The organism is Gelidibacter sp. (assembly GCF_035577925.1).
GTDB lineage: Bacteria > Bacteroidota > Bacteroidia > Flavobacteriales > Flavobacteriaceae > Gelidibacter.
The window spans coordinates 1-13,822 of the sequence record NZ_DATJCY010000242.1; the positions used below are offsets into that span (position 1 = coordinate 1).

The 13,822-nt window shown below is 35.2% G+C and carries 11 protein-coding genes; 4 read left to right on the forward strand and 7 right to left on the reverse strand.

Features of this window, described 5'->3' with window-relative positions; genetic code table 11:
• Positions 1-431 precede the first annotated feature (431 nt).
• The gene (locus tag VNJ50_RS09780) at positions 432-611 is read left to right on the forward strand and encodes a hypothetical protein (protein WP_325581368.1); all 180 of its coding nucleotides are present in this window, start codon (positions 432-434) and stop codon (positions 609-611) included.
• Positions 612-869: 258 nt separating this feature from the next.
• Entirely contained in the window at positions 870-2,717 is a 1,848-nt protein-coding gene (locus tag VNJ50_RS09785) for a cystathionine beta-synthase (RefSeq protein WP_325581370.1), read from the forward strand.
• Here the strand turns inward: VNJ50_RS09785 and VNJ50_RS09790 are convergent.
• The gene (locus VNJ50_RS09790; RefSeq protein WP_325581371.1) at positions 2,710-4,293 is read right to left on the reverse strand and encodes a cellulase family glycosylhydrolase; all 1,584 of its coding nucleotides are present in this window, start codon (positions 4,291-4,293) and stop codon (positions 2,710-2,712) included. The two genes, VNJ50_RS09785 and VNJ50_RS09790, sit on opposite strands and share 8 nt — an antisense overlap.
• A gap of 113 nt (positions 4,294-4,406) precedes the next feature.
• On the reverse strand, positions 4,407-5,777 hold the full coding sequence (locus VNJ50_RS09795) for an aldehyde dehydrogenase (RefSeq protein ID WP_325581372.1): 1,371 nt from the start codon (positions 5,775-5,777) through the stop codon (positions 4,407-4,409).
• Positions 5,778-5,955: 178 nt separating this feature from the next.
• Between VNJ50_RS09795 and VNJ50_RS09800 the strand changes: the two genes are divergently transcribed.
• Positions 5,956-6,834: an IS982 family transposase gene (locus tag VNJ50_RS09800; protein WP_325581374.1), complete on the forward strand. Its 879-nt coding sequence runs from the start codon at positions 5,956-5,958 to the stop codon at positions 6,832-6,834.
• On the opposite strand, the gene VNJ50_RS09805 is transcribed toward VNJ50_RS09800, so the two are convergent.
• The 5 genes from VNJ50_RS09805 to VNJ50_RS09825 all read right to left on the reverse strand — a co-directional run bounded on the left by VNJ50_RS09805 (position 6,831) and on the right by VNJ50_RS09825 (position 11,848).
• Positions 6,831-7,400: a parallel beta-helix domain-containing protein gene (locus VNJ50_RS09805; protein WP_325581376.1), complete on the reverse strand. Its 570-nt coding sequence runs from the start codon at positions 7,398-7,400 to the stop codon at positions 6,831-6,833. The two genes, VNJ50_RS09800 and VNJ50_RS09805, sit on opposite strands and share 4 nt — an antisense overlap.
• Positions 7,401-7,406: 6 nt before the next feature.
• On the reverse strand, positions 7,407-7,751 hold the full coding sequence (locus VNJ50_RS09810; RefSeq protein ID WP_325581378.1) for a hypothetical protein: 345 nt from the start codon (positions 7,749-7,751) through the stop codon (positions 7,407-7,409).
• A 53-nt stretch (positions 7,752-7,804) separates the two neighbouring features.
• Positions 7,805-8,989, reverse strand: coding sequence for a cytochrome-c peroxidase (locus VNJ50_RS09815; RefSeq protein WP_325581380.1), 1,185 nt, complete (start codon positions 8,987-8,989; stop codon positions 7,805-7,807).
• Between the two features lie 8 nt (positions 8,990-8,997).
• Positions 8,998-9,633, reverse strand: a complete 636-nt coding sequence (locus VNJ50_RS09820) for a TetR/AcrR family transcriptional regulator (RefSeq protein ID WP_325581382.1) — start codon at positions 9,631-9,633, stop codon at positions 8,998-9,000.
• 436 nt (positions 9,634-10,069) lie between these two features.
• Positions 10,070-11,848, reverse strand: a complete 1,779-nt coding sequence (locus tag VNJ50_RS09825) for a CotH kinase family protein (RefSeq protein WP_325581384.1) — start codon at positions 11,846-11,848, stop codon at positions 10,070-10,072.
• 404 nt (positions 11,849-12,252) lie between these two features.
• Here VNJ50_RS09825 and VNJ50_RS09830 point away from each other — a divergent pair.
• A partial coding sequence (locus tag VNJ50_RS09830) for a DUF748 domain-containing protein (RefSeq protein ID WP_325581386.1) occupies positions 12,253-13,822 on the forward strand: 1,570 nt, incomplete at its 3' end.

Sequence of the window (13,822 nt, forward strand, 5' to 3'; positions counted from 1 at the left end):
ATCCTTCGTCATTTAGAATTGTCTCAGAGTTTGCACAAAAGGGTTAAAGTGAACCACTGAAAACGGAATTTTTTGAGCCACATAAAAACTCTTTTCAGTCTAAGAAATTAAAAGGATTTGCAATAATTATTGCTATACTCACTTTTATCCGTTGTATCTGGCTCACCTTGTCCGCCCTATCCATTTTATGATAAGACGCCTGTTTGGGTAAAGCTGAAATCATAAATACCCTTATATACCGAATTTCCATTGATTTCCTGTCTTAGCGACAAAATTCTGAGGCTTTAATCAGTATTAAATTTTTGGGAGACAGAGCACGGCATTGTTTTTTACTGCTATTCCGTTGCTGACATTCGTTAGAAACTAGTTACACCAGAGAAAACATGAAAACTTTGAAGTAATACTGTACTGTAGAACAATCACTATTCAATATGTTTTTATTGATTGCCATCTTTCTATTTACAACGGTTTCAACAATGGTTTTGGTGGTCTCCTTGATTTATTTTGGTTTTAATTTTATAAAAACAGGGTGGCTCGAAAAATACATCACACCTATTTCTGGATTATCTATTGCCATATGCGGTATTGGAATGGTTTTTTTGGGATGGTAAACTCTCATTATAGAGTAAAATATAAATCCTCTGCCTTATTCAAAATTTTGGTTTACAGTATTTTTATTACATCTCATTTAAATCAACTTTTAGAAACCATTAAAACACTAAATAATATCTTTTATTTGCAGATAAATGATGGCGTTCATTTCTACGCCAACAGCACATTCTAACATTATTTGATCACAAAACTCTTACCGAAACTCTTTATAAAAAAGCTTTTGGCGTATATTGCCATCTCATTTCAAATTGAAACACATGGAAACAAATGACCTTGGCAATTATTTAAAACACATATTAAATAACATGCCGAACGACTGGTTGAATCTTACCACACATCGGTTAGATATTTATAATGAATCTTTGGCAAAAACTCAATTTATTGAGCAATTTGAACTTTTATTTAAAGCTAATAATTTTGATCAACAAGCACTTAATGATCTGCCCACCGCTTATGATTACATTCGTTTAGGTCATCCTTTATCGTGTATATTGGAATGGGCCATTGCTAAACTACATCATATTTATCCTGAAAATGTGATCAGTTTCACATCTCGTACTGCGCCTATTTTGGCCATTCTGAGAAAAAATTTATTTCTAAATAAAAACACACGAATCGTTTATACGGACACGTTGCCAGAGTTTTTTAATACCGAAATTATTAGACATGTATATGGCTATACATTCGAATTAAAAAAAATCGAACAAATTTCAGAACTTAATCATTTTGATGGCTCTACCATTTTTGTTTCCATAAGTGATAACATAGCCGAATTTGAAAAACATCCAAATGTCGATTTTGCTGTGAGTTTTTATGAAAACCTAGGAAGCATTATTATGATAAATGGCAAAACTAACGAATCATACACCTCAGAGATTCAACACGTTCGGCGACGAGAAACTATCGCAATGACACCAAACAATTGCCTCATTGCTTTACAATCATTAATAGACCATGAACCTTTTGAATTCGAGAAAACCAACTTCGAATTGAACAAAAAACAAGTCATAAAAACTATACAAAACATTACCGATTCGGACTCAAAAGCATTGGTAGCTTCAAGTGGGCTGTCCATGCAATACGCCATTATGATGGGGCTTATTGATGATGCCTTACAAAACCACAAAGGAAAAAACATAAAATTTATTGTCCCGCCCAATTGTTATGGTGGTACCAATGACCAAGCTAGGCGTGTTGCCGCCTCTCTTGACTATGTTGACATTGTAGACTTATTGGTAGATGGCACTAACAATATGGTTCAAAGTATAGATACTGTTTTGGATAAAATTGCCGAAGAGGATGGCATTCCATATATAATTGCAGAAATTCCAACCAACCCAAGAGTTGAGGTTCCAGACTTAAATCAATTAAAAACTGTATTGAGCAAAAAACGTACAACTGCAACAGGAAAAGTTGCCGTCGATCCTGTGTTTATTTTAGATCAAACCTTTTGCCCTAATGTTCATTTTTTGGGTAAAAATGCCATACTTTCTGATATTCGGAGTATTTCTTACGCCAGTGGATCGAAATTTCCAAGTGGTGGACTTTGTACTGCAGGTTATTGCATTGGAAACAAAAAAACCACTGGATTAATGGAAAAAATAGAGCAACATCTGAACATTTGTGACAATGAGGCCACAGCACTTCAATATAAAGTCTTAGCACAACAATTGCCTTCCATGAAGCAAAGAATCAAAGACGCTTATAAAAACACCTATGAGTTTGTGCATTTTATTCATGAGGTTTTACCAGAAGCTAAAATCAATTTTGTTTCGGATGCATTGGCACGTCAAGATTTTACGCCATCTGTATTCTCATTAGATCTTCCGACAAAAGGAAATACCGATGAAGAAAAAGAAGCTCACAAAAGAGCTTTAAACTTAAAATTGATTAATATGATGATTACGGAAATTCCTGATGAAAGTAAGTTTTGCGTAAGCTACGGGCAGCTCAAAGGATGCTATTGGACCATTCCTGCAACGTCCACTCAGGGAACCACTAAAGAAAGTGATAAAGATTATATTGTTCGTGTAGCATTATCTCCAAATTTAGATTTAGATCGTCATAAAAGGGTGTTTTTAGATTTTGTCAAAAGCATTAATTAAAAGTTAAATTCAATGTCCTTCGTTCTCCTTCTTTTGTACGGGGAACAATTAAATACCCCGCATCAGAATCTTTAATTTTTTCGATTTGAAAAGTAGTTATTTCTTCTGGTTTCAATTTAGAAAGATGTGGAATAAAAATAACTGTTGGAGCGGTTTCTGTCTTACTTTCCTCCCATTCCATCGTAAAACTGGCGGTTTCAAAATGATTGCGATAACTTTTCAGTTCACCATTAGTGTAAGCGGGATACGCCCTAAGCAATACTTTTTTGAAGTATTCCATGTTTTCAAGATCATTGGTATAGGACCAATAGGCGTTGCCAAATAAATGCTGTTCCATCAAATTGACTGAACTAATTGCCGTAGAAATTACTGATTCGGAATGATTATAATAAGCCCCCCACTCTCCTACCCAAACCGGCATTTTTAATTGTTTGCCTTTTTTTGCTATTTGATCAAAAATATAGGTTACGCGCTCAGTTGCCGCCAAAGCCGCTGCTTCAGTATCAACCACTAAATCATAACCATGCGCCGCATAAGCGACCAATGGATCAGGACTGCCATCGGCCAACGAAACGCGTTCGATACTACTGGCCACACCGGTATTGCCATAATAACTGTGCTCTAAAAATAAAATATGGTCAGTATCAACTTCACGAATGGCATTACTTACTTTTTGATACATCTGTTGCAGATTTTTTGATTCAAATTCTTTAACCAAATCAAAAAGCTGACGGATTACAAAATCATAATTTTCTGTGGTTGAAATCACTTCAAGAGCTTCCATTCTACTTGCTTCATTCATCCACATCGCACCCAATTGTTCCTCTGTAAGTATTTCGCCAGTTAATTTATAATGCAATTGACTATAAGCGTTCAATAAAATCATGATTGACTGAACTCCTTCAGAACCCGGAAACGGTTCGTTCATAATATCATAACCTATCACCGTCTTATTATCAACATACCTTTTTGCTATATGTTGCCACAATGCCGCGTAATGATCTTGGATGCCAATCCCATCAGATGCTGGTTTGTTAAGCCAAAAATTGTCAAAAGACGTTTGTACAGCTTCACTCATCAAATATGCATCACTCCACACGGCTCCCGTTGTATGTGGTTTTCTTTCATCAAAAGTTGCCCATTCTGGAGCACCATCGGCATATTTTGAACTGTAAAGATCTTGATGCATATCCAACACCACAAACATATCATTGGCCGCCGCCCATGCTATACGCTTATCAATTTCTTTTAAATAGTCTTCGTTATAAACACCGGGTTCAGGTTCTAAGCCGTCCCAAATTATTAAAAAACGAATGGTGTTTACGCCTTGTGCCTTTAGTTTTGCATAAAGCTCCGGTCCGCTTTGAAAAATATACCCCTCTTCCTTATTTTTACTTCCAACATTAACACCATTTAAAATTACCTGCCTCCCAAAATTGTCCACGAACCGATCGTCTTTAACAGTAATTGCAACTGGTAATATATCTAAATTGGCTTCGAGAATGATAGCTTCCTTACAACTTGAAATGATTATGGCTAACAAGAAAAGCAGTGCAATTTTTTTTAATTGACTCATTTTTTTAAGAATTTGGCTGATTATAAGTGTTTATAGAATTTCAGATTTGATAAATCCAAAACATCACAACGCCGTTAATGATGATTGCAATTATGTGATAAATAAATATCGGTTTAAAAAAGGTGTTTAATTTTCTTAACCAAGTTCATTGGCATATTATACGGCGGATATCGCAGTGGTGCTTCAAGCCAGTTCACTTTTTTTATGATGGCCTTGTGATGGGAAAAAATATCGAAGGATTTCTTGCCGTGATAAGCACCAATTCCACTGTGTCCTACGCCTCCAAATGGCAGTTGTTTGTTGGTAATTTGGATGACGGTATCGTTTATAGCACCGCCACCAAAGCTATAAGTATTGATGATTTTTTCTTGGAATTGTTTATCCGTTGAAAAAACATAGGTCGCCAATGGCTTTTCATAATTCATGATATAATTATGAATATCAGCCTCTGTTTTATAAGAAATTATGGGCAGAATAGGTCCAAAAATTTCACCGGCCATTAATTTACTGTCCATCTTAGGTTCGTTGACCAATGTTGGTGATAAATAATGATCGTCATCATTAGTTTGCCCTCCAAAAATGATTTCCTCACCTTGGAGCATATCTTTTAAACCGTTATAATGTTTTTGACTTACCGTTCTCGAAAAATCGGGCGACGCTTCTATATTTTCGCCATAGCATTTGGTAATATTATCCTTTAAAGCCTTTACCAATTGATCCTTTACACTTTCGTGAACCAAAATATAATCGGAGGCGATGCAGGTTTGTCCTGCATTTAAAAATTTACCCCAAACAATCCGCTTGGCTGCCGATGCAATGGTAGCTGTTTGATCAACAATACATGGATTTTTTCCGCCCAATTCCAACGTGACCGGCGTTAAATGTTTGGCTGCACTTTGATAGACTATTTTCCCAACACTTGTACTTCCCGTAAAGAAAATATAATCCCATTTTTCGGCCAAAAGTTGCTGTGACACCTCAACGCCGCCTTCCACAACCGCAACATGTGCCGGATCAAAAACAGCTTTGATAATTTCAGAAATAAGTGCTGCTGTGTGCGGTGTAATTTCCGATGGCTTCACAACGGCCGTATTACCCGCCGCTATGGCACCAATTAAAGGCGCAATGGCCAATTGAAAAGGATAATTCCAAGGTGCGATAATCAATACGGCACCATAAGGTTCTTTATAAATATAATCGGCAGAAGGCCAATTCATCCAACTTGCTGAAACTCTTTCGGGAGTTGCCCAATCATCTATCTTTTTAAGTGTATAATTTAACTCAGCCAATACAAATTGTGTTTCGGCAGCTAAGGTTTCAAACTTTGGTTTCTTAAAATCGGCATATAATGCATCACAAATAGCATCTTCGCGCTTTATAATTTCTTCCCGTAATCTTTTTAATGTTTTTTTTCGAAAAGAAACGTCTTTTGTTTGTTGCGTTTGAAAAAAAGCAGATTGACTTTGTAATATTTTATTTATCATTTCACAATCGTTTATCTTCAAATTTTTGAAGGTTTATGCTTTAATTATTACTGTATTTCATGACTATTATAAGTTCATCTTACCCGTTGCGCATTATGATTTAGGGAGAAAAAGAGCAAAACAAGTTGTTTATTGTACTGATAATCAGCAAATCACCTTAACCGCAAAACGATTTAGAATGAACAACTTAAGAGCAAATTACGAAAGAATATTGGAAGTATTAAGAAAAATATCGACAGAGAGGCAATTGCCCGTTCAGCGGAGACGTCCAGCCCTGAGCGACCTTGAATTGATCAGCCTTAGTTTGACAGCTGAATACATGGGTATTGACAGTGAGAACGACCTTTTCCGAAAGTTGCCGCCATGTCTTCTGGGTAAAATAGACCATACCGTATATAATAGAAGAAAACGAAGGCTGATGCCCTATCAAAATGCTATCCGTATGGACCTTGCCGAATCGTTTAATTCGTCGGAGGATGTATTTATAGTGGACAGCATGCCTTTGGAAGTCTGTAAAATTGCACGGAGTTCCCGCTCGAAAATATGTAAAGAAGAACTCCATAGCATGCCGTCCAAGGGGTACTGTGCTTCACAGAAGATGTATTATTATGGCTATAAACTTCATGCGGTATGTTCGTTGCAAGGTGTTTTTCAGGTAATCGACCTTACTCCAGCAAATGTGCACGACATTCATTATCTGCATGATATCAGCGATCAGCTGTCGGATTGTACACTGCTGGGCGATAAGGGATACCTGTCCGCAGCGATACAACTAAATCTTTTTGAATGCTCCAATATCAGATTGGATACGCCAAAAAGGAACAACCAAAAGGGATCCAAACCACAATTCAGCTTGTTCAGAAAATCCAGAAAACGGATTGAAACATTGTTTTCTCAAATGTGCGACCAGTTTATGGTAAGACGTAATCATGCGAAATCCCTTGAGGGTTTCAAAACTAGGATATTAACAAAGATTACGGCTATGATGGTAATTCTATACATCAACAGAAATATATTTCAGCGAAATATCAACAACTTAAAAATTAGCATTATTTAAAATGCACAACGGGTGATATTATTCTTAACAATAACATCGTCGGCAGCCATAATTAAAATTCCTGTTCCCGGCGGAATACTTGCTACGGTAGATCCTGGCGCTCCAAAGTTGGGATGGTTATTATTGACCACAAAATTATTTCTGAAGATGATATCGAACGCTGTTTTAATTGGTAATCCAGGTGTGATAAAAGCTAAAAGTCCACCCGTATTATTATGCACGTAATTGTTCTCCACCAAGCAATGTCTGGAATTTTCAATTTCTATTCCGGCAACACTATCAAAAACCTCGTTATGGAGCACATCAATATTATCGCACATCCCGACATAAATAGCGGCATCGGCAATCTTGCTCAATACATTATGTTCAACCAATCCGTTTTTACCATACTGCGGAAAGATGCCATAAACGCCAGAGTCAATAATCCAGTTGTTTCGGATTATAAAATTATTTCCGGCTTGCCCCATGATGCCATTGCCTTTATAATTTATAATTTTGAAATTTTCGATCAGAATCCCATTTCCTGAATATAAAATAGCATCATTAATTTCATGTTTCCCGTCCATAATTGGCTATTCGCCTTTTATAATCACACCTTGCAGACTTATATCGTCCTTATCGATGTATACATTTTCTGAATAAATGCCCGGATAAACGCGGAACAAATCGCCCGGATTGGCAGATTTTACAGCTGCTTGAATGGATTCTCCTTTTCGGACTTCAATAATTTGTCCAGTAAATTCTTTTTGTTGGGCAACTTGCGTGGTGTCACTGTTGAGTCCAGCATTCCGATATTGCATGGTTGATGGCAAAGGCACTGAACTTTCGCCACTGGACGAAAAGAATGTTTTTCCTAAAAACAGGCCAATAGCTAGCAATAAGAGACCTCCAATAATTTTAAATAAAGTTGATTTCATTGTTTTAGTGTTTAGTTAGCGGTTAATTAATTTCTGTTATATAAAATGTTAAATCATACTTTTAGTCCAGAAGGCAAAGCTTCAGGTATTTTTGGCATAAACGCCTCGTCGGTCAGGGTTTTTAAAAAATCAACCAACCTATCCAGCTCATAATCACTCAATTCTGGCTCCCAAATATGCCAATGGATACGTAAATCTTCACCTTCAGGAACGGCATGACCTCGTCCTTTGGTATAAAACTCGACCGTTTCTCGCAAGGTTTCAAAACGCCCAGAATGCATATAAGGCCCTGTTTTATCTATATTTCTAAGACTTGGAACTTTAAAAGCACCACGCATGGTTTTATCCTTAAACGGAATTTCGGCACCGGGATCTAAGGGTAATCCATCAGGTTCGGGCGTACCGATTACCGCAAATTGCTGATTGGTAAAAAGTGGTGGCGTATGACATTCGGCACATCGGGCTACAAAAGATCGGAATACATTCAATCCTTCAATTTCCTTACTATTTAAAGCTTCATGATAACCATGTACATAGTGGTCGTATTTACTGTTCAGGGAAATTAACGTGGTTTGAAACGCTGCAAGTGCGGTCGCAATTTCGTTTAAATTGATAGCCTGTTTTTTATCGCGCTCTGGATAAGCCTCAGCAAATAATTCTCTATAATTAGCAATGTCATTTAAGGTTTTTAATAAATTTTCAGGATTATTGGCCATTTCATCTTCTGAAAACAAAGATCCCTGCAATTGATCTTCTAAACTGTTGGAACGCCCGTCCCAAAAAAGCCGATTCAAATAAGCCACATTCCAAAGTGTCGGCGCGCCCCGCTTTAATTTCATATTGTTATGGCCAATACTGGTAGGCAAACCATCACTAAAGCCTTTGGACGGCTCATGGCAAGTAGCACACGACACATCCCCATTAATAGACAGCACAGGATCAAAAAACAAATACCTTCCCAAATCTATTTCCTGTGGCGTAAATCCATCACGAACTGGTGGCAATCCAGTTTGTAGTCCTCCAACACCTTGATTGTTTGGAGAATCATAAAGTTGATATAAGTTTTGAGCAATGCATTTATTGTCCTCATTAAGTTTAAATCCAGGCGGACAATTACAATTCAATTTTGAAAAATCGGTATATGAGTCAGAGTTTTTTGAACTCATCGCATATATTAAAACACCGCATATTATGAGACCAATACTACTTAATGATATGAGAAGTTTTTTGTTTTTCATGACCATAGCTATATATCAGAACAGATAAAATTGAAATAAGAATTAAACACGGCAGTATATTTTTCGGTTAACATCGCTCCAACCTCTGTTTTTACGGTAGAGTGATGAATGGCAATTCCCTCAATCATTCCAACAATCTGATAACTTAAAATTTCTGGATCCAACTCCTTTTTAACTTCATTATTCTGGATGCCCTGAGAAACTATATGTTGTACAAAATTTTTATAGGCAATTGAAGTCTGACGAAACTGTCTTCTGACTTCAGGAAAATTTTCGCATTCCAGTTGAAATTGATATAAACGCTGAATTGGATATTTGATACCGTTTTTACCAATGGATTCCAACATTACAAAAAAGCCCACGCCCAACTCACAGATCTTATAAATACTTTGTTTGAATGTCAGATTATCAAAATCTGATGGGTCGATGGTTAATCCAGTGAAAAAATACTGATCCAATACGGCAAATAATATTTTTTCCTTACTCTCAAAATGATAATAGATTCCACCTTTTGACAATTTGCTCACTTCCATAATATCATTAATGGAAACCGACTGATATCCTTTTTTTAGAAAAAGCCCGTAAGCTGTTATTAGAATTAATTCCTTATTCGGAATTTTATGACCATCCTCAATTTTATCCAATTCCTTAATCGTAATTTAATTCATAAATAATTTAATTTTTAATAAAAAACCGACCAGTCGGTTTGTAAATACATAAAAAATACTATAACAAATTACAGATATCAAAATTCATTGTTATGTATTTTAAGTGGAATTGAAAATGCAACCTAAAAACCCGCTCTTATAAAATCACTTAGGTTTTTAGAAATATTTAAAAAATAGAATCAGTTTTTTAACTAAAACCAAATACATAACAATATAATTATCAATAAGTTAATTATTGAAGCGTTATAAAAAAACTAAAAACTAGTGCAATTCGCATCATCGGAAAACAAAAAACCTTGCCAATTTTGTGATGGGCAAGGTTTTTAAAATTATGTCACAATTTATATTGTTTCTATTCTTATTTTTAAATAAAATCAGTTATAAAATTGAATGATTATAGTGAAATATTAGGTTATATAGAAGAAATATGATTATCCAAATAATTAGCTCTATTGTTAAGCCAGCTCTTTAACTCGTTCACATCTTTTTCAAAATCAATGCTTCCACTGTTCCATCTTTCTCGATCTTTAAGCTGTGATATTTCTATAAGTTTTGCATAATCGTCAACATATCCCATCAAAGCATCAAAATGGGTCGATTTAAACTCCGACCAACGTTGCATTAGCAACTGCTTTGTAGAAGGATCGGACAATAATCTACTAAAAAAGACAGCTCCTATCATACTATTGGTATTTGTGAGTAAGGGTTCAGTTGCAGTATTGAAATGTTTTCCTACCCCATCAAAGGAAAAGGCCCAGTCAAAATCCCAAATAGGACCCATGGTATATTTTCCACCATTCGTTTTATGTAAAAAAGTACTTTTAGGATGATTTATTTCCCGATTTGCCGTAAGCATATACACAATCAAATAATCTACAAACGCCTCTTGATCAAACAAATCGAGATAATCTGTATTAGGAAAATCTGAAGAAAAAACTTTACTTTCAAATGCCTCATATTCGTCTTTTATCAAATTCAATTCCTCCTCAGCCTCCTCTGAACTATAATTTTTAAGTTTAGGATATTTGACCATAACCGGCATATTATAACCGGCGGATTTGAACTTCCAATCTTCATCAAAATGAGAATCCAACTCTAATAACTGTCCACCATTTTTAACCGCCACTCTATTGTCATCTTCCTCAACCTGTTCTGTAAGATTGTAATTTCCCATAAAAACACCGTTAATGGTTAATTCTACTGGAATGATATGATTTACATATTGACTACCAAGCAAGCCTCCAATTTTCATTGCAACTGCATTAAGCATCAATGTTTCATCAAAATGATTAGCCAAAAGCACCCAGTTTTTCGCTTCTTTTAATCCTAAAATAGATGCCTTTTTATTCAATTTTATACGATATGGCTTTTTCGGACGTCCCCAAGTAGAATTTCCTCTACCCCTAATTTCAGTATCCGCTTCAAAATCATCAAACTCTCCAACTCCATCAATAGTAAGTCGTGCTTGTATATAATCATCTTTAGAAACGATTGGCATTTCGTCTTCAGTTTCGATGTACAACTGCGGTAATTTATTGCCCCATTCTAAAATAACAACAAAGTTCTTTTCAAAACCCTGACCAAAACCCAAAGAATAGGTTATTGGCTGTGAAAAATCGTTTTCTGTAACACTGCTGATTTGAGAATCTTGATTTACAAGTACGTTTGTAGCAAGAGTTTCAAAAGTAGCAATGAGGACTTTATGTGGATCTCTCATCTGAATACGAACCGTGTCTCGGATAAACTTGAGTTCATAATCTTTACTTAATCCTTCATGATGTTCTTGTTTAAAAGAAAAGGAAGTAAATTTTAAATCAGATTCCAAGAGATACTCAACATTGACCCGATAATTCATCATGGTTCCATCACCTGCTCGTATCTCATAAAAAAGATCATCGCTAAAATTATTTTTAGTTTTTGTTGATATTTGCAAAACATCATTAACATAAACATCCTCACCCACAAACTCAAAACTTGCAACCAAATTGGTAATGTCAATATGTTCTGGAATTGATAGATTGATATTAGAGCCCTCAATTACTGCTTCAATATCTGCAAATAAATACTCCTGATTGTTGGCAAGCTCAAAAGTGAAGCTTAATAACTCTTTTTCGTAAATCTTGTCGTCATCATTATTACAAGAAAAAAAAACCGACAAAATTAAAAATAGGCCAATAGTTAGTTTACGCATCTTATTAGGTTTATTTAAATTAAAATGCCTCAATGTAGCACAAGATTTAGAACTAGGCAATTAAGACTAAGATTACATAAACCCTACTAATTATCAAAACACATGCAACTCTTCTATTAAAATCACAATAATCACATTAAATAGACGTAAAACGAAACAAAACTTATTTTGCATGACATTTTGAAGTAAACAATTAAATTAATCACATTCACTATTATGTAATTCTGAACATGAAAAATGGATGTTGAAAATTGGATCTATAAAAATGCAATTATTTAATAATTTATTTTAATTAAAAACCAAAAAAACACACGGTTACAAACAAAAAACCCACTTCCTTAACACAGGCCAAACTGTATAATTTTGATTATTTTTGCATCCTGAAAAATTGAACTATTTTAAGAATGATTACAAAGAAAAAAGCGCTACAATATGGACTACTAAGTTTTATAGTATTAATTGTTGTAGTTCTTATTTTATTGCCAGGTATTGCTAAAAATTATATCACAAACAATAGCAAGGAATTAACTGGAAGGCAGCTTTTTATGGATAAACTTTCCGTCAACTATTTTAGTGGCAAACTCTCGGTCTATGATTTTAAAATGTTTGAACCAGATGAAAAAGAAGTGTTTATCTCTTTTGACACCTTAGTTATCAACACAGTACCTTACAAATATTTGTTCAATACAATGGCATTAGATCAATTTTATTTGGACGGCCTGGTCGTAAATATTTCAAAAAAAGACAGCGTTTTTAATTTTGATGATCTTGTCATATTTTATAGCAAAAACGATTCCACAGAAATCAAATCGAAAGATGACAAAGTATTTAAGTATATTTTAAACAATCTGGAACTGAACCGCGCCAACCTTAATTTTTATGATGCCAACGTTGACCACACCACGAGCTTAGAGGATTTCTCCTTTTTGATTCCACAAATTTATTGGGATCAGGAAAACCAAAGTGATGCCGATTTAAAATTCCATATTGCGGATGGCGGTAGCATTGAAGCAAATTTCCACATGCAACCACAAACAAAGGATTTTGACGGCCGTATAAATGTTGTCGGTTTGCCGTTAAAATCCTTCTATAAATATGCCGCTCAATATGCCAACATCAATGCCATTGAAGGAAAACTTGGTATTGATATCAATCTTAAGGGCAATACCAATGCACTAAATAATATCCATCTGTCGTCGGAAGTTGTCTTGGAAGATTTTGAAATGTGGGACACCAATGACAAAAGCTTTTTGGCTAGTAAAACCATTACAGGAAGCATTCCTGAACTCAATTTTAGCAAAAATTCAATCACCGTTGCTTCGGTAATTATCGATAAACCATACGTCAATTTTGAAATGGATTCTATTTCCAATAATTTCTTTAGAATTTTCAATATTAACAACGAAGAAACTTCAGAATCTCAACCATTTGATTACTTGATTCAATCCGTTAAAATTTCTGATGGCAGTGTTGATTATTCTAATAATTTGATGGCCGAACCTTTTGATTATCAGTTTAGTGCCATCGATGGACATTGGACACAAGAAACTAAAGATGACGCGAATGCCAATATTAATTTACAAATTGAAAATGGCGGACATCTCACCGGAAACCTCCAATTTCAACCTGAAAAAAAAGACTTTCAAGCTGATATAACTGTTGCCGGACTACAATTGGAACCGTTTTATAAATATGCGGTTAGCTATATGAATATCAATAGCATGAATGGCGAAGTTGGAGGAAAAATCAACCTTAAAGGTAATTTGGATGTGCTTGATGATGTGCGCATCGCATCAAATATAATTTTAGAAAATTTTGAGATGAAAAACTTGGATGACCAAACTTTTTTGGCCTCCAAAAAGCTTGTCGGCAATTTCCCGAAATTAGATTTCAAAAAGAATTCCATCTTGGCATCATCGGTAGTTATTGATCAGGCTTATATTAATTTTGAATTGGATTCCATTTCAAACAACT